The sequence below is a fragment of the Sulfitobacter donghicola DSW-25 = KCTC 12864 = JCM 14565 genome (genome assembly GCF_000622405.1).
GTDB lineage: Bacteria > Pseudomonadota > Alphaproteobacteria > Rhodobacterales > Rhodobacteraceae > Sulfitobacter > Sulfitobacter donghicola.
This window is the reverse complement of the sequence record NZ_JASF01000005.1, coordinates 1,596,327-1,616,435: the sequence shown is the minus strand read 5'-3', so window position 1 is coordinate 1,616,435 and position 20,109 is coordinate 1,596,327. Positions and strand designations below refer to the sequence as shown.

The 20,109-nt window shown below is 56.2% G+C and carries 20 protein-coding genes; 16 read left to right on the top strand and 4 right to left on the bottom strand.

Annotated elements, in window-relative coordinates; genetic code table 11:
• Positions 1-13: 13 nt before the first annotated feature.
• The 4 genes from Z948_RS0108780 to Z948_RS0108765 all read left to right on the top strand — a co-directional run bounded on the left by Z948_RS0108780 (position 14) and on the right by Z948_RS0108765 (position 4,183).
• A complete protein-coding gene (locus Z948_RS0108780; protein ID WP_425427121.1) occupies positions 14-793 on the top strand; it encodes a hypothetical protein in 780 nt (259 codons plus the stop codon).
• A 5-nt stretch (positions 794-798) separates the two neighbouring features.
• On the top strand, positions 799-1,782 hold the full coding sequence (locus Z948_RS0108775; protein WP_156023473.1) for an endonuclease/exonuclease/phosphatase family protein: 984 nt from the start codon (positions 799-801) through the stop codon (positions 1,780-1,782).
• Positions 1,783-1,836: 54 nt separating this feature from the next.
• A complete protein-coding gene (gene leuB / locus Z948_RS0108770) occupies positions 1,837-2,943 on the top strand; it encodes a 3-isopropylmalate dehydrogenase (protein ID WP_025059190.1) in 1,107 nt (368 codons plus the stop codon).
• Between the two features lie 148 nt (positions 2,944-3,091).
• Complete coding sequence (locus tag Z948_RS0108765; RefSeq protein ID WP_025059189.1) at positions 3,092-4,183, top strand: cupin domain-containing protein; 1,092 nt, start codon at positions 3,092-3,094, stop codon at positions 4,181-4,183.
• Positions 4,184-4,192: 9 nt separating this feature from the next.
• On the opposite strand, the gene xylB is transcribed toward Z948_RS0108765, so the two are convergent.
• Positions 4,193-5,644: a xylulokinase gene (xylB, locus tag Z948_RS0108760; protein ID WP_025059188.1), complete on the bottom strand. Its 1,452-nt coding sequence runs from the start codon at positions 5,642-5,644 to the stop codon at positions 4,193-4,195.
• Positions 5,645-6,028: 384 nt separating this feature from the next.
• Here xylB and Z948_RS0108755 point away from each other — a divergent pair, with 384 nt between their 5' ends.
• The 10 genes from Z948_RS0108755 (at position 6,029) to Z948_RS18910 (ending at position 14,541) form a co-directional block, all read left to right on the top strand.
• Entirely contained in the window at positions 6,029-7,252 is a 1,224-nt protein-coding gene (locus Z948_RS0108755; RefSeq protein WP_025059187.1) for a tyrosine-type recombinase/integrase, read from the top strand.
• A 206-nt stretch (positions 7,253-7,458) separates the two neighbouring features.
• The gene (locus Z948_RS18440) at positions 7,459-7,719 is read left to right on the top strand and encodes a helix-turn-helix transcriptional regulator (protein ID WP_156023464.1); all 261 of its coding nucleotides are present in this window, start codon (positions 7,459-7,461) and stop codon (positions 7,717-7,719) included.
• Positions 7,716-10,172, top strand: coding sequence for a DUF5906 domain-containing protein (locus Z948_RS17965; protein ID WP_025059185.1), 2,457 nt, complete (start codon positions 7,716-7,718; stop codon positions 10,170-10,172). The genes Z948_RS18440 and Z948_RS17965 overlap by 4 nt, the downstream gene beginning before the upstream one ends.
• A gap of 538 nt (positions 10,173-10,710) precedes the next feature.
• Positions 10,711-11,322 (top strand): recombinase family protein, encoded by a 612-nt coding sequence (locus Z948_RS0108740; RefSeq protein ID WP_025059184.1) that lies wholly within the window; start codon positions 10,711-10,713, stop codon positions 11,320-11,322.
• A complete protein-coding gene (locus tag Z948_RS18435) occupies positions 11,319-11,774 on the top strand; it encodes a hypothetical protein (protein ID WP_025059183.1) in 456 nt (151 codons plus the stop codon). The genes Z948_RS0108740 and Z948_RS18435 overlap by 4 nt, the downstream gene beginning before the upstream one ends.
• 144 nt (positions 11,775-11,918) lie before the next feature.
• Positions 11,919-12,827, top strand: a complete 909-nt coding sequence (locus Z948_RS0108730) for a hypothetical protein (protein WP_025059182.1) — start codon at positions 11,919-11,921, stop codon at positions 12,825-12,827.
• 140 nt (positions 12,828-12,967) lie between these two features.
• Positions 12,968-13,702, top strand: a complete 735-nt coding sequence (locus Z948_RS18430) for a hypothetical protein (RefSeq protein WP_025059181.1) — start codon at positions 12,968-12,970, stop codon at positions 13,700-13,702.
• Entirely contained in the window at positions 13,684-13,944 is a 261-nt protein-coding gene (locus Z948_RS0108720) for a hypothetical protein (RefSeq protein ID WP_025059180.1), read from the top strand. Before Z948_RS18430 ends, Z948_RS0108720 begins: the two co-directional genes overlap by 19 nt.
• Positions 13,941-14,339 carry a hypothetical protein gene (locus Z948_RS0108715; protein ID WP_025059179.1) on the top strand — a complete coding sequence of 133 codons (399 nt, stop codon included), beginning with the start codon at positions 13,941-13,943 and terminating at the stop codon, positions 14,337-14,339. Before Z948_RS0108720 ends, Z948_RS0108715 begins: the two co-directional genes overlap by 4 nt.
• Complete coding sequence (locus Z948_RS18910) at positions 14,317-14,541, top strand: hypothetical protein (protein ID WP_156023463.1); 225 nt, start codon at positions 14,317-14,319, stop codon at positions 14,539-14,541. Before Z948_RS0108715 ends, Z948_RS18910 begins: the two co-directional genes overlap by 23 nt.
• A 134-nt stretch (positions 14,542-14,675) precedes the next feature.
• Here the strand turns inward: Z948_RS18910 and Z948_RS0108705 are convergent, their stop codons facing one another.
• The 3 genes from Z948_RS0108705 to Z948_RS0108690 form a co-directional block, all read right to left on the bottom strand.
• The gene (locus Z948_RS0108705; protein ID WP_245604567.1) at positions 14,676-15,752 is read right to left on the bottom strand and encodes an ImmA/IrrE family metallo-endopeptidase; all 1,077 of its coding nucleotides are present in this window, start codon (positions 15,750-15,752) and stop codon (positions 14,676-14,678) included.
• Between the two features lie 25 nt (positions 15,753-15,777).
• Positions 15,778-16,518 (bottom strand): hypothetical protein, encoded by a 741-nt coding sequence (locus tag Z948_RS0108700; protein WP_156023462.1) that lies wholly within the window; start codon positions 16,516-16,518, stop codon positions 15,778-15,780.
• A gap of 259 nt (positions 16,519-16,777) precedes the next feature.
• The gene (locus tag Z948_RS0108690) at positions 16,778-17,872 is read right to left on the bottom strand and encodes a tyrosine-type recombinase/integrase (protein ID WP_025059176.1); all 1,095 of its coding nucleotides are present in this window, start codon (positions 17,870-17,872) and stop codon (positions 16,778-16,780) included.
• 365 nt (positions 17,873-18,237) lie between these two features.
• Between Z948_RS0108690 and Z948_RS0108685 the strand changes: the two genes are divergently transcribed.
• Together Z948_RS0108685 and Z948_RS19330 are read left to right on the top strand one after the other, a co-directional pair.
• Positions 18,238-18,660 (top strand): helix-turn-helix domain-containing protein, encoded by a 423-nt coding sequence (locus Z948_RS0108685; RefSeq protein WP_025059175.1) that lies wholly within the window; start codon positions 18,238-18,240, stop codon positions 18,658-18,660.
• A 330-nt stretch (positions 18,661-18,990) separates the two neighbouring features.
• Positions 18,991-20,076 (top strand): SH3 domain-containing protein, encoded by a 1,086-nt coding sequence (locus Z948_RS19330; RefSeq protein ID WP_081784041.1) that lies wholly within the window; start codon positions 18,991-18,993, stop codon positions 20,074-20,076.
• Positions 20,077-20,109: the final 33 nt, after the last annotated feature.

Sequence of the window (20,109 nt, the reverse complement as noted above, 5' to 3'; positions counted from 1 at the left end):
TGCGACCCTAATTATGACTCCGGCACTTGTTTTGCCTGGTCTGGCGAACGATTCGACACAGATTGTGTTGCTGGTGGCGCTTTTGGCTGCGGTCCTGACATTTGTTGAATACAACTCGGTCTTTCCCAGCATTGTCGAATTCCGAGATGCGGCGCCTTTTAACCGGCTGCGCTTTGCCTCTCTCTTTGCGACGGTCTTTTTACTGAGCGCGATCCTGAAAGGGATGACGTCCCCAACCCTTTTGACCTCGGCCCTTACATCCATCGGAATGATCGTTGGGAACGCTATTGATTTCCCATATTCGCCTGTTCGCCTTGTTGTTCTGATGTTACCTGCGGATTCGTCTTACGAAACAGTCACTTTTGTTCGCACGGCTGCTGGTCTGGCCTATATGATTTCCCTCATTGCGATGACCGCGTTTTTGATCCTTGTTCGCATCCTGAACTGGCCTGCACGGTCTGGCGCGTTTAACGTTTGGGTGAACCTGCCCTTGTTTGACCCAACCGCTGGCGGAGATGTTCTTGAGCGTCTTCAGCGCGACGCACGGATCAACATCGCCCTTGGATTTTTGTTGCCATTCCTCGTGCCGGCAATAGTCAAGCTAGCCGATGACCTGCTAGAGCCTATTACATTACAAAACCCGCAAACCTTGATTTGGACAATTGCAGCATGGGCCTTTCTTCCCGCAAGCATCATTATGCGCGGCATTGCTATGGGCAAAATCGCCGAGATGATCGAAGAGAAACGCAAACGCACCTATGCAGAGGCCGAAGACGGCTTGCAGGTCGCCTAAGCCGAATATTTTTTGCGATTGCCCTTGCTTGCTCAGGGGCCATTGCCACGGCTGAACAAGACAGCATTCGCGTTGCCACCTTCAATGCCGAGCTTATTCGCAAAGGGCCAGGATTGCTGTTGCGTGATGCGTTGAAAGGCGACGATCCGCAGATCGCTGCATTTAGAACCGCTCTCACAACCCTTCAGCCAGACATCATCGCGCTGCAAGGTGTCGACTATGACTTGCGTCTAACCGCCCTTAGGGCATTGGCTGATGGCCTGAACTACCCGTTCCTGTATTCTGCGCGACCAAATGCGGGGCAGTCCACGGGGTTGGACATGAACGGCAACGGCAGGTTTGGCGATGCGGACGATGCTCAGGGGTATGGGCGGTTCTATGGAATGGGTAGCATGGCCGTTATGTCCCGTTTTCCAATCGAAACTGATGCCGTCGAAGACTATTCAGCTTTCTTGTGGCGCGATCTGCCAAACCACCTTTATCCGATGACAACTACCGGACCTTTTGGTGGTGCAGAGGTTTTCGCAAGCCATCGGTTGTCCTCTCGGGGGCATTGGGTCGTACCGATTACAGTCCCCGACATTGGTGCCTTGCGCCTGATGACCTATCACGCAACGCCTCCGCTATATGACGGCCCAGAGGATCGAAACGGGCGGCGAAACCACGACGAAACCGCATTTTGGCTGGATTACCTGTCCAAAGACGCCAGCGATGCGCCGTTCATATTGGCAGGAACAGCCAATACCGATCCCGACAGAGGAAGCGGACGCCCCGAGGCGATCCTTCACCTTCTGTCTCGCCCTGAGCTGCAAAACCCTTTTGACGCATCCCCAACGGCCGACTTCAAAGACCCCAAACCAGGCGATCTTCGTGTGGATTACCTACTGCCCTCTATCCATTGGACAGTTCTGGATCACGGCATGTTAAGGGTGCCAGATGCCAGCCGCCATTCGATCCTGTGGGTAGATGTCACATTGCGCCATCCTTGACGCCCCAGCCTTGCCACGTTAGGCCAACTGCAACCAATTTCAGGAGCATTTCGCATGGCAAATCCAACCCTTTTGATCCTCGCCGGTGACGGCATCGGCCCCGAAGTAATGGAGCAAGTCACCCGCATTATCGACTGGTTCGGCGCCAAGCGCGATCTGGCCTTTGATGTAGAACATGATCTGGTCGGCGGTTCGGCCTATGACAAACACGGCACGCCGCTGCACGACGACACAATGGCAAAGGCGCTGGAGGCGGACGCGGTTCTGCTGGGTGCTGTTGGCGGCCCAAAATACGACGATCTGGATTTCTCGGTAAAGCCCGAGCGCGGCCTGCTGCGTCTGCGCAAGGAAATGGACCTGTTTTCCAACTTGCGCCCAGCACAGTGTTTTGACGCGCTGGCAGATTTCTCCTCGCTCAAGAAAGATCTGATTGCCGGTCTGGACATCATGATCGTGCGCGAACTGACCTCGGGTGTGTATTTCGGCGAGCCGCGCGGCATCTTCGAAGAAGGTAACGAGCGCGTCGGCATCAACACCCAGCGCTATACCGAAAGCGAAATCGACCGCGTTGCGCGTTCGGCCTTTGAACTGGCGCGCCGCCGTGGCAACAAAGTGTGCTCGATGGAAAAAGCCAACGTGATGGAGAGCGGCATCCTGTGGCGCGAAGTGGTGCAAAAAGTGCACGACACAGATTACCCCGATGTTGAGTTATCCCACATGTACGCCGACAACGGCGCGATGCAGTTGGTGCGCGCACCAAAGCAGTTTGACGTGATCCTGACCGACAACCTGTTTGGCGACATCCTGTCTGATTGTGCTGCTATGTTGACGGGTTCGCTGGGCATGCTGCCCTCTGCCTCCCTTGGCGCGCCAAACGCCGATGGCCGCCCAAAGGCGCTGTACGAACCCGTACACGGCTCGGCGCCAGACATCACAGGCCAAGGCAAAGCAAACCCGATCGCTTGTATCCTCAGCTTTGCTATGGCGCTGCGCTATTCCTTCGATCAGGGCAATGAGGCGACCCGCCTAGAGCAGGCTATCGAAAAAGTTCTGGCCGATGGCGCGCGCACAGCTGACCTGATGGGCGAAGAAGGTGGCACACCTATCTCGACCTCAGAAATGGGCGACGTGATCCTAGCGGCGCTAGACGCAAGCCTGTAATTCCCAATCGAAACGGGCGCATCCTAGATAGGGTGCGCCCGTTTTCATTTTCTGTGACCCGACAATCGGACAAGGATCAAACGATCCTGCTTGAGCCACCTCAGAAAAACTGACAGCATCCATAGCAACACCATTACAGGACGTTGCCATGACCCGCCCTCCGATCCTTGCTGAATTTCTACTCCCCACGACCGAGCTGCGCGATGACTTGCCCTTTTTCACCAAAACCTTGGGCATGCGGTTGGAAAATATCTTTCCCGCCGATGATCCATCGGTGGCCAGCTTTTCAGGGCATGGCATTCGCGTGCGGATCGAAAAAGGCGCTGATGTAACCGCGGGGCATTTGCGGATCCTGACGGATGATGTTGAAGGTTTCGCAGAAGGCAAAACGCAACTGACCGCGCCCAATGGCACTAAAATCTCCATCGTCCCCCTAACTCCGCAAGTGGAACACATCACGACACAGCATGAATTCGCTGTGCGCAGATTGGCCGATGAGGCGCCTTGGGTCATTGGCCGTGCAGGTATGCATTACCGCGATCTGATCCCCTCTCGTTTGGGCGGTTCTATTATCGCAAGCCACATTCGCATCCCAGATGGTGGCCCCGTGCCTGACATGGTTCATTATCACACCGTCGGCTTCCAGCTTATCTTTTGCTATCGCGGCTGGGTGGATGTCCTCTATGAGGATCAAGGCGACATGATCCGCCTGCATGCAGGGGATTGCGTCACTCAACCTCCCGGTATTCGTCACCGCGTCGTCGAGGCTTCACCAAACATCGAGGTGATCGAAATCGGTGTTCCCGCCGAACACGTCACCACCATCGACCACGATTTCACACTGCCCAACGGCAAAGGTGATCCAGCGCGCGAATGGGACGGGCAAACATTTGTGCACCACGTCAAGGACACAGCCACATGGCAGCCGTTTCGCATTGGCGGCTTTACGGCGCGTGATACAGGTATTTCAAAGGGCACCAAAGGCGTTGCAGGTATTCAGGTGGTTCGGCGCGCAGAGGGTGATCCGCCCGCCTTTACCCATGATGCCGACATCCATTTCACCTTTGTTATGGAAGGCACGATGACCTTACATGCTGACGGGCAAGCAGACCGCGCGCTGGAGGCCGGAGACGGGTTCGTCATTCCGCCAGATATGGTTGTTCAATATCTCGACGCCTCAGATGATATTGAACTGCTCGAGGTTGCCTTGCGCGGTGATTTCACCACAACACTGGTTTGAAAGCCCTCTTCAAACCAGTGACTTGAATGCTGGGTAAAGCCGTTGGAAACGTTGATAGGCATCGTCATATGCCCCTACCAATTCACTTGTAGGCTGTAGAACTTCCTCTACATCGGGTACTTGCATCACGTCCTCTACCGATGCCCCTGTGGCGGCAACCATGCCCAGACGTGCAGCCCCCATCGCCGCGCCAAACTCTCCCCCTTTGGGCAGATACAACGCTGTATTCAGGATCGTTGAAAGCATCTGCAACCAATAGCGCGACTGGCTACCCCCACCAACTGCGTAAAGCCCCTCGAATTTGGCCCCTGTTTCACGCATTGCCTCCAACCCGTCTCGCAGACCAAAACACACACCCTCCAGAACCGCATGAGTTAGATCTGTAACAGTGGTGCCCGCGCTTAACCCACTAAACCCACCCCGCACAAAAGCATCGTTATGCGGTGTCCTTTCCCCAGAAAGATACGGCGCAAAGCTCACACTTCCCGGTGCTTGTAGCGTTTCACCAAGAGCATTGGTCATCTCGGCAGGTGTGCGCCCAGTGATGTTGGAAAGCCAACTCAAACTATCTGCGGCAGATAACATGACAGACATCTGATACCAGCGATCTGGCACCGCATGACAAAATGTATGAAGCGCGGTTTCCGGTGCCGCCCGCATTTGATCACGCGCCAAAAGCACCACACCAGATGTTCCAAGCGAGACAAATCCCTGCCCCTCGTTCAAAACGCCCATACCACAGGCAGCAGCAGCATTGTCCCCCGCTCCTCCGGCGACAATGACCTCACCAGAGACACCCCATGCGGCTGCGATCTCAGGCCGCAGGCTTCCTGCTTTGCTGGACCCTTCAACCAAACGTGGCATTTGCTGTGGCTCCATCCCGCTTTGATCCAACAACGCCTCAGACCACGCGCGGTTTTCCAAATCGAACCATACCGTGCCTGCGCTGTCAGACATGTCTGCCACATGCTCACCCGTCAGGTAAAAATTCAGATAGGCCGCGGGCAGAAGAACCTTGGAGACCTTTGAAAACAGCTCTGGTTCATGGTTGTGGACCCAAGCAAGTTTGGGCGCGGTAAAGCCAGGAAAAACAATGTTCCCGCTAATGCGCTGGTACAAAGGGTTTTCGTTCATCTCCTTGGCTTGGGCTGAACTGCGGGTGTCATTCCACAAAATGCAGGGCCTTAGCACATTGTTTTCTATATCCAACAGGGTCGCACCATGCATATGGCCCGCCACCCCTATACCTCTCAAATTCTGAAACTCTGGCTGGGACCCCCTAAGCGCTTCGACAACTTTTTCCAACCCGATGATCCAGCTACTTGGGTCTTGCTCAGACCAACCATCCTGCAAATGCTGCGTCTCGTAACGCGCTTCGGCATCACCCAGCACGGCGCCACCATCATCAAGCAATACTGCGCGAATGCCTGATGTCCCCAAATCCAGTCCCAAAAAACTCATTCCTGTATCCTTTGTTTTTTGATCTCGATTATTGAAGCTACAAACACCACACATAATCTCTTTTAGGAGAATGCTATAGGTGGAAAAGAAACCGAATTTCCGCGGCTCCGGACATGGGAAAATGAGAGAGGCACGTCAAAAAGAACACACAGCCAAATTTGCGCCAAATATCTGGCGACCCCGGCAGGATTCGAACCTGCAACCTGCCCCTTAGGAGACGGAGATTGCCAACTCTCCCCGGCCCTCCCACAACCTATTTATATTAGCTTTTTCAGCTAGTTGGTCGTATACCTACCCTTAAGTGCTCGCTTGATCCCTTACGCCACCCGGTTCGTAAACGGTTCTACCTGAGGGCAGATAGACGGTTCGGAAAGGGAGAGAGTAATGCCAGAAAGATTGACAGAAGGGTTCGTCAAAGGGCTTCGATTTGAAGGAAAACCCAGTGTTGTTAGGGACGCCAAAGTGACGGGCTTGATGGTGGCTGTGAACAAAACGGGAAAATCCTACAAAATACAACGAGACCTCTGGCAAGGTCAGCGGGGACGGCGCAAGCTTGTTAAAACTGTGCGCCACACCCTCGGCACCACCAAAGAAATGTCATTGGAAGATGCCCGCAGTCGTGCCACCGCAGTAATTGAGCAAATCAAGTTGGGTATCGACCCGAACGCATCACCGATGGACCCGGCGGCAGATGCAGGTGCTTGGACCGTGCGCCGCCTCTATGAGGAATACATAGCCGACATGCGCGCCCGGGATTGTTCTGAGCGTTCAGTGGAGAACATGCTTGATCGGCTGGATCGTTACATCATCGCTTGGGCAGACAAACCAATTGGTGAGATTAAACGGTCCATGGCTAGAGAGGAACATCGCCGCATAACCCGTGATCACGGCGGCCCATCCGCAAACAAGACCATGCGGGACTTCCGGGCTGCCTACAACTTCGCGCTAAAGGTGGTCGATGACCCTGACTCTCTGCCGGGCAACCCAGTTGCAGCGGTCACGTTCAACAAGGAGCGGGCCAGCAACCGCGTCATCATGCCAGACGACCTGCCGGACTGGTGGGCGCGGGTGCAAGCGCTGCCCAACCCGCTGCGCCGAGATATGCACACGCTCGGTTTGTTGTCTGGCCTGCGCCCGGGCACGCTGGTTTCGCTGCGCCGTGAATGGGTCAACTTGACTGATCGTGGCATCTCGATCCCCCGGATGAAGTCGGGCCGCTCCTTCGACCTGCCTTTGTCGGCTACAATGATCGAGGTTGTGGGCCGGACAATGAACGCTGGTGAGGTGTTATTCCCAAAGTCAGAATGGCTGTTCCCAACGCGTTCAAGCAAAACAGGCGAGGTCATCGCGACACAGGTTTGGAAAGAGAAGGCTCTGCCCAGCGAGACGGGCCATATTCTGCGGCACACATACCGGACCATCGCCCAGCGCGAGGGCATCGACCATGTAAATGCCCGCCTGCTGCTTGACCACACGGTGCCGGGAATTGATGGCGTCTACATCCACGAGAGCGCCCTTTTCGACAAGCTTCTGGCAGAGCAAGATCGCATGACAGCGGCAATCTTTGCCCTGCTTGAACCGGAACCAACAAGAGATTCAGGCGTGTAGAGGGGGATTCAGGGTTTCCCAAAACGCGCCCGAGAGGGTAATATAGGGTGATTGACTAGATAACTGCGTCGGCTGGCTGGGACGTGCCGCGCGCGGGGAGCGCCCAAGGAACATAAAGGGCGCGGGGCAACCCAGTTGGCGCTATGCGCCTGCGCCCTGTCACCAAACCTTCCGTCAAGATGAGGCGGTCTGGACTGGTGACGAAAATGGACCAACAGACTATCGAAACTATCTCGGAGGCTGTCGCTGAACGCATCCTGCGGGAACTGCCGCGCGGGCGTGTTCCCGTGACGCCTGAATACCTGACTGCTGATCAGGTTTCCCAAATGACGGGCTTCTCTCCCAAGGCGCTTGAAAACTACCGCTCAAAGCGTTCCGGGCCGCCCTTCCTCAAGGTCGGACACTGCGTCCGCTACCGCGCTGATGACGTGCGGGCGTGGGTTGAGTCTGGGGAGGTGTCGGAATGAACCGCCGCGAAGATGAACGCACCCCCGGCTCTGGGACGGAAACCGGGGGCGCAGGAGAGCATGACAAAAGTCACTCGAACATCATCCCCGAAACTATACCCGACGTCGTGTCCGAGGCAGACCAAAAAGACTTGTCGCCCGTAGGGCGCACATCAGATGCAGTCCAGTTCTTGCAGACGTGGGTAGAGGGCGGCCCTTGGGTGCTGACGGCAATCGACCCAGACAGCGGGAGGATAACCACGACGACGTTTGAAGCCGGAAAACAGTCTGAGATGCAGAATTGGATTGAACATCGGCAGGGCAAACAAAATCTTTACTTCACGGTGAACCCGGTAATCCGCCCAGTCCTGTCAAAGCCCAAAAAGACCGACATGCGGGGAATGCGGTGCCTGCACGTTGATGTGGACCCACGCCCGGGCGAAAGGCTTGAAAGCGAACGTGTTCGGGCGTTGAAGCTTCTCCGGGAGTTCGAGCCTAAGCCAACTGTCATCATCGACAGCGGCGGTGGCTATCAAGGCTTCTGGATGTTGGACAAGGAACATGAGACCAATGGCGATGAGGCGACGGCAGCAGAGTTGGAAGCCTACAACTTGAACATCGAAACGATGCTACAAGGCGATGCCTGCCACAACATCGACCGTATCATGCGATTGCCCGGAACCGTCAATCTGCCCGGCAAGAAGAAGCGCGAGAAGGGCCGCAAGGCAGCGCTCGCATCGGTCGTTGAGGTTGATTGGGCGCGTGTCTACCCCATTTCAGTATTCAAGGCAGCGGAAAAGTTAGGTGCCCAGAATGTACCCCTGAGCAAAGTCGACCTGTCCGCCAACCTACCCCAAGTGGTGCTGGACGACCTTCCGCCCGCTGTGTCGTCTCGCACCAAAATGCTCATCGTCAACGGTGGCGATCCGGACGACCCAGCAAAGTACCCTTCCCGGTCAGAGGTCTTGTTTGCAGTGTTGTGCGAAATGGTGCGGGCCGATGTGCCCGACGATGTGATGGCTGCCTGCGTGATGGATCGCGATCATGCGATCAGCGCCCACGTCCACGACCAGCCCCGTCCCCAGCAGTATGTCGCCCGCCAGATGCGGCGCGCGCGCGAGCAGGCGATTGACCCAAAGCTGCGCGAGCTGAATGACCTCCACGCCGTTTTGAGCAACCAAGACAGCAAGTGTCGGGTGATGGAGTTTGTCGAGATGCCAACTGGTAAAAAGGGCATGACTCGCCTTGTGCCATCGCTTCAAAGCTTTGAAGACGTTCGCAACCGCTACCTAAACCAGAGGGTAGTGGTCGGGCAGGACAGAGAAGGAAATGAGCGCTTCATGCCATTGGGCAAGTGGTGGCTTGAAAACCCTCTGCGCCGCCAATTTCACTCCCTGACATTTCAACCCCGTGCGGGCGAAGTCGTTGGCGAAGGCGCAAAACGTAGACTGAACCTTTGGCAGGGATTTGCGGTTAAGCCCGAACCCGGCGATTGGCATCTGATGCGCGCCCACATCCGCGACGTCCTCGCAGGCGGTGACGCTAAGCTTGCCGCGTACATTGAAAGATGGATGGCATGGACCGTCCAGAACCCTGATGAACCTGCCGAGGTTGCCCTTGTCTTCCGAGGCGAGCCCGGCACGGGCAAGGGGGTCTTTGGCCGCGCAATGGCGCAGCTTTTTGGGCAGCACGGCCTACACACCGGCGGCAGCGAATTGATCACCGGTCGATTCAACCTGCACTTCCGGGACTGCTGCCTCCTGTTCGCTGATGAGGTGATCTGGGACGGCGACCGCAAGGCTGAGGCCAAGATCAAGACATTCCTGACCGAACCAACCTTGACCATTGAGGGAAAGGGTAAGGATGCAGTGTCGTGGCCCAACATGCTGCACGTCGTAATTTCAAGCAACAGCGAGTGGATCGTGCCTGCTGGCCCCTATGAGCGGCGCTATGCCGTCTTCGACGTGTCGGACGCACACCGGCAAGAGAAGGCATACTTCAAGCCGCTCTATGCCGAGATCGACGGCGCGGGTTTGTCCGCAATGCTACACGACCTGCTTGCGATGGACTTGGGCGACTGGCACCCAAGGGACGACCGGCCCGACACCGCCGCGTTGGAAGACCAGAGGGCACGTGGCCTTGATCCGGTGAAGGCGGCGGTTCTGGACATGCTGCGAGAGGGTTCGCTTCCGTTCGAAGCGGGCAGTGATCCGCGAGGCACTGAAGCCCGCCCATTCATTGCGACCAACGAGTTCAGAGATGCCATCCAGCGACAGACACGCGGCGCAGTGACCGCAAATGCCGTTTCGGATGCGTTGAAACAGATCGGTGCTGAGAAGAGCCGGAAGGGGCGGCCCTCGGGATACGTCTTGCCGATCTTGGGTGAGGCCCGGGCGGCGTGGAACGCGTGCCCGGAACTGCCGACGCAGGAATGGGACGATGCGCTGGACTGGACCGGGGGCGAGCCATTCTGAACCGCCTTTACCGACCCTCAACCGACCCCGGCTCTGGGGTCGAAAATGATAGACTGTTGAATAAAAAGCGTTTTCCCGACTTAACCGACTTACCGGCCTTAGATCGAGTTCGCCCGAGCCGACCCGGTGAACCCAGAAAAGAAAAGCTCTAGGAAGCGTTCCCTATACCTCCTCTTAAGTCGGTAAGGTCGGTAAAGTCGGGAAACTATAGAATATACAGAGACTTACTAACAGCCGACATTTACCGGCTTTACCGCCCCCTATCATTCTGGCCCGCTCCCACTTGGGCAGTTGAACACTGCAACACGCGCTTGCCGCTCTCCTAAAAGGGACTGGAGGCATTCGCCCTGCGCAATCCGTGCCAACTTCCACCTACCCCGAAAGGGGTTGTCGTGTCGCATCGGCCAAACCCCACGCTTGTTGGGCTTTCTTTGCCACCAGAAACCGACCCTCCAACCGAACGGTTCCGGGGGTAGACGCGCCAACATTGTTCACGCTACGTTCTCGTATTGAGTTAACGGAACATGGAGCAACAAGGATGAAAAAACGCGCCGCGATATATGCCCGCGTCAGCACTGGCGAGCAATCCTCAGAGAACCAGCTGCGCGCCCTGAAAGCCGTGGCAGAACGGGCCGGTTGGGATGTTGTGGGCATCTATGATGAAACCGTCTCCGGCGTGGCGGGCCGCGCCAAACGGACGGCGCTTGAGGCTGTCATGACCGATGCCGCCCGGCGAAAGTTCGACGTGCTGATGGCGTGGGATGTTTCCCGCCTCGGGCGCTCTCTGGCGCAGCTTGTTGGGCTGTTTGAAGAACTGCGTTCTTTGAACGTGGACCTCTACCTTGACCAGCAGGGCGTTGACACCACGACACCCTCTGGCCGCGCCCTCTTGGGCATGGCAGCCGTCTTCGCGGAGTTTGAACGGGCGATGATCGTCGAGCGCACGAAAGCCGGGATGGAACGCGCCCGCGCCCGGGGTGCGCAGATCGGGCGGCCACCGGCGGGCGACGGCATTGTTGCCGCCATCCGCTCTTTGCGCAGCCAGAAGATGGGAATGGACCGGATCGCGAAGACCCTCAAATGCGGCAAAGGGTTGAGCCAGCGGGTCTGCACCGAATACGACCGCGAGATGAAGGAGGCGGCGCAATGACCGACCTGCCAGCCCGCCGCGTGGTCAATGACATCGGCAAGAGCGAATACGTCGTCACCGACACCGGCCTCAAAGTGGTGGGCGATCTTGCCGCCCGGGGATGCAGCGTCGTGACCATTGCCCGCGCCTTGGGCATGGGCCGCGATGCCTTTCGGGCCGTGCGTGGACGCCAGCCGGAGGTTGAAGACGCGCTGGAACAGGGCCGCGCAGTTGAGCATGACGTCCTCGTGGGCAACCTCCGCGCCGCCGCCGATGAAGGCAACATCGTCGCGAACATCTTCCTGTTGAAGGCCCGCCACCAGTACCGCGAAGGCGAAGCGATAGAGGCAAACCTAAGCGTCAACGTCAACACCGGCGGCGTCTTGGTTGTTCCGGCAAAGCAGAGCGTTGAGGACTTCTTGCGGGATGCTGAGAAGAGGGATGTGACGCCGCCAGCGGCGCAGGACCGTTAAAGCCCCTTACTGGTTGCCTGTTTCCGGCTCATTCCCGTGGAAAATTGCTTTCATTGAAACTATACATACAAGCGGCACCTTGCAGGTGTTCTCTGTATAATTTCAATTTCTAATTGTCTTTGGGCAAGTATTTAAGGAAAGCCAATGGGCATTGTAAAAGCTCTAATGATGGAAATGGAGGAAGCTCAATGGGAAGCGAGCGATGTGACATTCTTTTGCCCAGAATGTAAATCAGAGGTTGATGGAACCGTTGAACTGCCAGTTGTCTACGACGATGGCGATAGCACTCATCTTCCCGTTAACGTGCAGTGTTTCAGTGGTGGGCACAATTTTGACGGATGGGTGAAAACCGATTGGGATAGCTGCGAAATTGAGCTCGATGACTATCCCGAAAAGACAATCACAACTGATCCTATGCGTGGTTTCGCCAGTGACTACGATGACTATGACCACGAATACTACGAGTGGTTAGAACAGCAAGAACTGCTTTCTCGACCAGTTTACCGCGCCTTCAATCAAACAATCGGTGATGTGAAGGCCCTGACTGCTCAAGTCTTGCTCGACGATCAGTCTCAAATGTTGGCGCGGATGCTTTTGGCACAGAGCATTACGGCACTTGAAGCCTTTCTTGCGGACACGTTGATCCTGACCGTGGCTAACCACCCAAAAGCCCAAGAAAAGCTACTCGGGTCCAAGAGTTTGGGGATTGGCAGCAAAAAGTTCGAACTTGCGGACGCTATCGGTGTTGAAGACTTTGCGAAAACCCGGCTGCTTGAATACCTTAGGGCGGTATCATTCCACGATGTGCAAAAAGCGAACAGCCTTTTCCGTGTCGGGCTGGGAATCAACATTCTCCCGGAGGGAGAAGAACTGGAGATAATCCAGAAGGCGATCAAAATGCGCCACGATTGCGTCCATAGGAACGGCGTGGACAGAGAGACCGGTGAGTTGCACCAAATTGATCAGGCGTTGCTGTTGAGTTTAGCCACAACGCTGGAAAACTTGGTCAGGTCAGTGGATCAAAAGGTCGATGACATTGATGCGCCAATGTAGCAAGCCACTGAACTGACGTAGGCAACAAGTCTTTCCAATCGCCTCTCCCCCAGACGGCGCGGTATCTTCTGATGCAGGAATAGGCCGCCCAGCGGAGGGCGCAAGCACACTGGCGGCCCCAAGCAGAGGAGCCTTGATCAGTGAACCAAACCGCCCCCGACAACACCCCACCATTGCCCCCGCCCGGCAAACTGCTCGCCAGTGCTGAGATCATCAGCCTTGCCGACCACGCCACCAAGCGGGCCGCGAAGCTCGGCACCGTGATTGACGGCCTTGAGGCTGGCATCGCAAGCCGTGGCGAGGATGCAGCCAAGTCCGCCGCTGCCGCAGGTTTCCCGCCCGAGGATCAGGCATCAGCCGCCCGCAAGGTGGCCGCCAAGGCCCGGGGCGAGGTTGCCGCCAACAGCGAAGACACCCGCTGGGGCTACATCAAAGAGGTCAACGCCGCCGCTGACACAGTCGCGTTGACCGCCACCTTGTTCGCCTCGCCGCAGGCTGTCCTTGCCCGTGCTGGCTTGGGCACACCGGAGCGCACCAACTATCAGGCCCAGCTCAGCGGCGCGGGAAATGTCGAGTTGCGCAACATGGCCGCCTTCGCAGTCGCAACCGGCAACAAACCCCTCGGTGCCGCAATCGTCGCCGTTGTTGACCGGATGCCCCGGCGCGACCGGCCCTTGTCCACCGCCGAACTGGCCGAACGGCTGGTAGGTGATGAAACGCGCGCTGTTCAGGACGCCGTCACCAAGATCAAACTGGCGGCCCAGTCCGCCCTCAACATCAACCGCGAGTTTCAAGTCGGGCGGCGCGACCCGCTGGCCCGCGTGAAGCTGGCGCTCAACAAAAAGGAGAACGCAAGATGCCCCTCTTCCTCGTGACCCGGCCCAAGGGGGCCGAGCATCTCAAGAACCCCGCGACACTGCATGGCGCAGTCGTTGAGGCCGCCGACGGCACCGCAGCCATTGCGGCCGCAAATGCCCTCGCCACGCGCCACAACACACCCTTCGCCGGTTTCGACACAACTCAGGTTGCCGCGACCGCAGAGGCCGGTTTCGTCCCGGCCCTGATTCAGGGCAATGTCTTGGGCGATGCCTACTCTGGCCCGGGACGCGGCGCATGAACCGCCCCGCGCACATTGACGCCATGACACAGGCGGAGCGCGACCAGTGGATTGTCGATGGTTACGCGAGCGCCTTCGCGCCGGAGCTTCGCCTTGCGCAGGCGGCGTTGCTCGCTTGGGCATCGGAAGCACCAGAGAGCGACGGCTGGCCCATGCCCGCTGACGTGATCCGCTTCGCCAAATGTTACGGCGTTACCCCTGCCGCCTTGGGCGGTCTGGTTGGCCTGTTGCCACACAAGGTCGGTCGCCGCACGGTCTGGGCTGACATGGTCCGCACTCCCTATGTTGGCCACACCGTCGGCATCGAAACCTTCCCCCGAGAGGCATTGCGCGGATATGGCCTGTTCCGGGCTGCATCGGCATTGATCGAACGTGAAGCAGCCACACTACACTGAGGCGGGCCGCGCTGGCGGCCTTGCTACCGCAGACAAGATGCGCGCCGACCCAAAGGCGGATGTCCAGTGGCGCAAGAATGTCGGGGCTGCGTCAACCGACAGGTTCCGCGACCCCGCATTCAAAGCCCGCCATGCCGCTGCCTGCAAAGCCGCTGCGTTGCGGCGCTGGCAGAGTGCGGAACCCGGCGGCGGGAAAGACTGACCCCGCAAACGGTCGGTTCGAGGGTGAAAGCGGCCGCATCCGCAGCGTCCACAAGAATTGGGCTACACTAGTGAGAACCAGCACCGCCATTTTAGGGTGGGTTGGAAATGCCGACCGATCACCGCAGCGCGAAACTATCCAGCGTCTTCCCAACCTTGCCCCACAACAAGCCGCAATTTTGGCTTAGCCTTAACCTTCGGTGCATCTAAACCGTGCATTTCCGCAAACTCTTGAGGGCTTGTCCGAGTTGCTTCCGCGAGTTCTTCAAGTGAATAGCCAAGCTCTGAAATGTGGAGGTTGACCAGTTGAGATGCAAGCATCCCCCTCTCAGCTTCAAAGTCAAACTCGTGCGGTTCTCTTGTTCTGTATCCGTAGTAACTCATTTTCTTGTATAGAGACGTCGCGGCTTCGTTTGAAACCGCACCCAGCGTCTTAGCTCGATAGATTAGAGCTGACATGGCAACCCGCCACTTTAGCTTAAGTTGCCCCAACCGTGGAATAGACAAACCGCGCTTGAGATCAGATAAAACTCCAGCTTTAGGCATCAGCAACTCTGCTGCAAATTCATTGGCTTCTTTTTCCATGGCGTCATACGGAAATGGATGGAGGATCACGTGGCCGTATTCATGCGCCAAGCTGAATCGCTTTCTGTCAGCTGGTCTTGAGGAATTGAGAACGACCACTGGCTTCATTCCAGGAGGGCGCAGCGTCACTCCATCTATGTCAGCACCGCCAAAGTCTCCTTCGACTACAAAAATCCCAGTGGCCTCAACATAGCGAACCAAGTTCACCAGAGGACCATCGTCCAACTGCCAAGATTCACGGACTTTCCGAGCCGCTTCACTCGCAGAGTTAACTGCACTTGCATGTTCACTTACGCTGGACTTGCTATCAACCACTTCAAATTGAAGGAGCGGATATTGCGGTTCAAGGTCAATGGCTTCTAGCATCTTTCGGAAATGCAATACCAAATGGTTCGCCAACGAGATGACGGCGTCTTGATCTTTCGCGGAGACAGCAGATTTCTTTCGAAAAGCTGCGCCGTGAATACTCAATGGAGTTTTGTATAGCGGCTCCTGCTCATAGAAAAAGCTTACCGGGAATCCCAAAGAACGCGCTACCGACTGGATTTCCTCCTGCGAGAGCACGTCCCTTGTACCGTTCTCAATTCTGGAAAGCGCAGCTTGCGGCACCCCAGTTTCGGCAGCCAAGTCTTTTTGAGTTTTTCTACGTCTCTTACGAGCTAGAAGCAGCATCCCCCCGTTTATTTGTCTTGATGCCATCTTCTTTCTTTTCTCCCTCGGGTTTCCTAACCTTCATAATTGTGCCCAGCGGTCCTTCGTCCGGCCCAGCCTGTTTCGGCGCTGCCATCGGAAGCGCATCTGGGCGATGGATCTCCAGCATCCTTTGATCAACACCGTCGGCGAACTTGAAGTATGCGCGTGCAATCGACACCCCCGTCCCGCTAAGGTGACATGCAATGAAAAACAACAGCCGATCTGGCGCCTCCACATCGTATTCAAGCAAAAGCGGCTGCTGTTCGATGTCACAAACAGCTACGTCCGATTTCGCGAACTGATGCTTTTTCTTGGTTGTGCCGCCGCGCGGCCCGGAAAGGTGAAGCTCTAAGCTGACTTTATAAGTACTTCCGGCAATTTCGATCTCACCCGACAACTTGTTGCACTGCCCGTTTCGGCAATAGGTCACCTCAAGGTCTTGATCACCCAAACCTGCCGCAAGGGATGCGCTTGGAAGAGCACAATTCAAAACCGATCCAACCGCTCTTGGGCAGCTAATATCCACGTGAGGCGTCCCTGCGAGAGATGAGAGTGATTTTTCCAACTCTTCAATAAGCCCCCACACTGGGGCCTCAAGTTGCTCACGGGTAGCTTGCAATGCAGCGTCACGGTTCAATTTTGATTCGCCTTTTATCCAGTGCCTCAAGATGGTTATGGCAGGTATAGGAACGAGTTGCAAGAAATATTCAAAAAATATTCAACTCTTGAATATTTTCCTCTCTTAATGCGTAGAGGCGCTGTGATGGCAGCGGTCAGGCGATCATAGGCGTCACATGCGATCGGGAATTTGAACCGTTTTAGAAAGTTCGCGGAGCCAAGTTTTCCTGCGCTCGAACCGTTCACAGTTTTGGAAATTGGCAAGGCAGACAGTGAGAAATGGCGACTCCGGCAGGACTTGAACCTGCAACCTATCCCTTAGGAGGGATGCGTTCATAGCGCTATTCCTTTTGTGATTTCTTACTGTTGGGTGTTTGTACAGTGTCCGTCTGTACGTGGTTTGTACGAAAACGGGCCCTAATGTCGGCCTCATCGGTTTCTGCGTGGGCATAAATGCGCATGGGCAAATTGGGGTCTGACCAGCGCCCCGCCTTGGCTGCCGTGACTGGATCTACGCCTTGGCGCACAACAAGCTCCGTGAAGAACCCGTGCCGCCCTGCTGGGTGGGCTGAAAGATACGGTATGCCCGCGCGCTTGCAGATCGTCTTCCAGCGCGTGTTGTACCCTGTCGAGCTGCCATAGCCGAAGATGCGGGCTTTCATCAGCTTGCCGGTCTTGCGGTTCTTGGGGCGTTTGGGCGGCAACGCGAGAAGCTCGTCCATCATCTGAGGTGAGATAGCGATCCATCTCTCTGGGTGGCCCTTCTGCGCCTTCACTCGGACTTTGTTCTCGTGCGGCCGAAGGTCATCCGGCTCCAGCGATACGGCCTGATCAATCCGTGCAGCCGTCTCAAACATGAAACGGACCAGCGCGGCGTTGTACGGATCGGCGACACGGCAAAACGCCTCGATCCATTCCTTGTCGGCTGGCGTGCGCTCTACGCGGCTGAGCTTCCCACGCCGCTTGTCCTGAGCGATCCGCTCGAACTTGTCGTAGGGCTTCACGCGGATCAGAGGCGTCCCCTTCAGCTCGTGGGCGTTGTTGATCACAGCACAAGCGGGTGTCACGATTTCTCTCCACCAGGTATCGGTCGACGCCTTGGGTTTCAGCTTTGGCCCAAGGCTCTTCAATAGTGCACCAGAAATTGCGCCCAGCGACAGGTCGCCGATTGCTTCGACAATCGGGATCAACTGCTTCGCTGCTTTTGGGGACGCGTTGTAGAGCATAATTGCATCGGAGAACGTCTTGCTCGGTTCGTCGCCCACGACATAGCGACGGATCTGCCGTTCGGTCTCATGGTTTATCCAGTCCCGTGCGCCCTCTTCTGTAGATGCCTTAGTGCTTCGCCGGTATGGGCCGGCGATTGGCCTGCCGTTGTATTCAATCCACCCCTTGGCCCAGTAGACACGGCCCCTCTTGTAAATTTGGAGCGGCATGACTGGCCTCCTTCAAAAATCGTATCAATCTGCGCGGGCGTGATGAGCATTGTCCGACCAAGGCGATAGAATGCGCCCGTCTCATTAGCGCGTTCGCGCAATGTACGTTCTGAAATATCGATCCCCATCCCGGCCATGACTTCGACCCATTGAGCGGGCGTCTTTCCAAGCCCCAGGATCTGTGAGCTGTCTGAATAGTTGGTCTCTGCCATTTCAGTCGTCCTTGTCCGCTTAAGTTGAATCGGCGACACGCATGGAATCGCTTGTTCTGCACCTTCTGACGTGGTCAGATGGGATTAATTGGAATTTTATGTCATATTGTGCAGTTTCGCGCAATTTGACAGTCACGTCAATGGGAACCTTGCATGGCGCGGGATTTGAAGGCTGTCTTCTCGGCAATGGGTGCGCGTCTTGCGATCGCGCGCAACGAAGTCGGCTTGACGCAAACCGCTATGGCGGACGCCATCGGCGTCTCACACCGCGCATATCACAGCTACGAAAAAGGCCAGCGCGGCCTTCCTGTTGAGGCCTTGGTCGCGATTGCCGACAAGTTCGAAGTAGACGCAGCATGGATACTCTTGGGCACAAAGTCCGTCAGAGCTGCGCATGATTTCGAGGCGCTAAAGCGGATCGAGATTTCGCTGGATCAACACCTCACTGAAGAAAACATCAAAATTAAGAGCGAGAAACGCGGAGCAATCGTAGCTCGTTGGTATCAGTCACACGTCGAAGGCCGTGAAGTCAGTGACGATGATGTGCACACGTGGATTGAATTGGTAAGGGATTAAGATTGTGAAGCATGCGAGCAAAAATTGGCGCCAAGTCAGACGTGCTACGTTGGAACGGACGCAAAGAAGCATTGTCCACCCTTTGCTGTCTATCCAGACCGCCTTTTTGGTTGCTATCTCAATTTATTTCGGCGGGCTTCTTCGCTTCTCAATCTTTTACACTGGCCCTTCCGAGTTTTTCTTGTTCGATGTTTTTCAGGCTGTCACTTTGGTGGCTGCTTCGATCGCAATCATGCTTTTGCTCGGTCCCGTCGTTATTCTAGGTATGCTTTCTCGACGCTTTGAGCGCCTTCTCGGGGAACAGTAGGATCCGCAAAAAGCACGTCTCAGATGCCATTCTCAAAAGAGCGAACAGAACTCATACTGTCCCGCATTAGGGGCAAGCTAGACTCAGATTCAGTAAATGATTGGGAACAATCATTCCTTCAAAACATGGAGGCGCTGTTCTTGCGGCATGGGCCCAAGACCAATCTGAGCAAGGCGCAATTCTCGAAGCTCCACAAAATTCTGAAGCTGGAACGCCCAAAGAGCGACGACAAATCCACTGCTGCAACGCCTCAACAGGTTGGGAAACCAAACGACCCTTCGGCGCAAATGCCAGCTGTTAGAACCGTACAACAACGATCTCGGCCACGGAAACGGACTGAGTCACCGGCCCAAATCATCTATGCGCCCAAACGGGCAATTCGTAGAGCCCAACGAAAGCTGTTTTTCCCCGTCATCCTCGTTATGGGGATTTTGGGCCTGCTAAGCGCATTGTTTGATAGTGGGTCATCCAGCGTTCAAACTCGCCCAGCCGATAGTTCGACATACGCGATTGTAACCGGGAGCAGCGTCAATCAACGTGAAGGCCCTTCAACCAACAATCGGGTGATGGGCCAGCTGGCAGAGGGCGCAAGAGTACGTGTTCTCACCGATCAGAACGGCTGGTCGCAGATCACCTCTCCACTCGGGACGGGCTGGATGTCATCCAACTACCTAGCTGCATCAGGAAGACGCGTTCCCGCGCCAACAAATAATCCAAGCAGCAGAACGGTCAGCGCATCTGAAGTTCGCGTCATTGACGGCGATACCGTAGCAATAAGAGGTCAGCAGGCAAACGTTCGGTTGGTTGGGTTTAATGCCCCAGAAACCGGCTCTCCTGCATGCAACGCTGAGCTCCAGCGCGGGCGGCAGGCGACAAATCGTTTGCGAATCCTATTACAGGAAGCTGGATCTATTCAATTCCAAAGGGTGGCTTGTGCTTGCCGCCCCGGGACTGAAGGAACTCGTGATTGCAACTATGGAAGGCAATGTGGTTTGCTTTCCGTTGATGGCATGGATGTGGGAAGAATTCTGATTGGTGAAGGCCTAGCTGTCCCTTACCGTTGCGGCGCTACAAGCTGCCCGCCGCGGCCAGGAAATTGGTGTAGATAATCGGCATAAGGATAGAAATTGAAGAATTTTCAG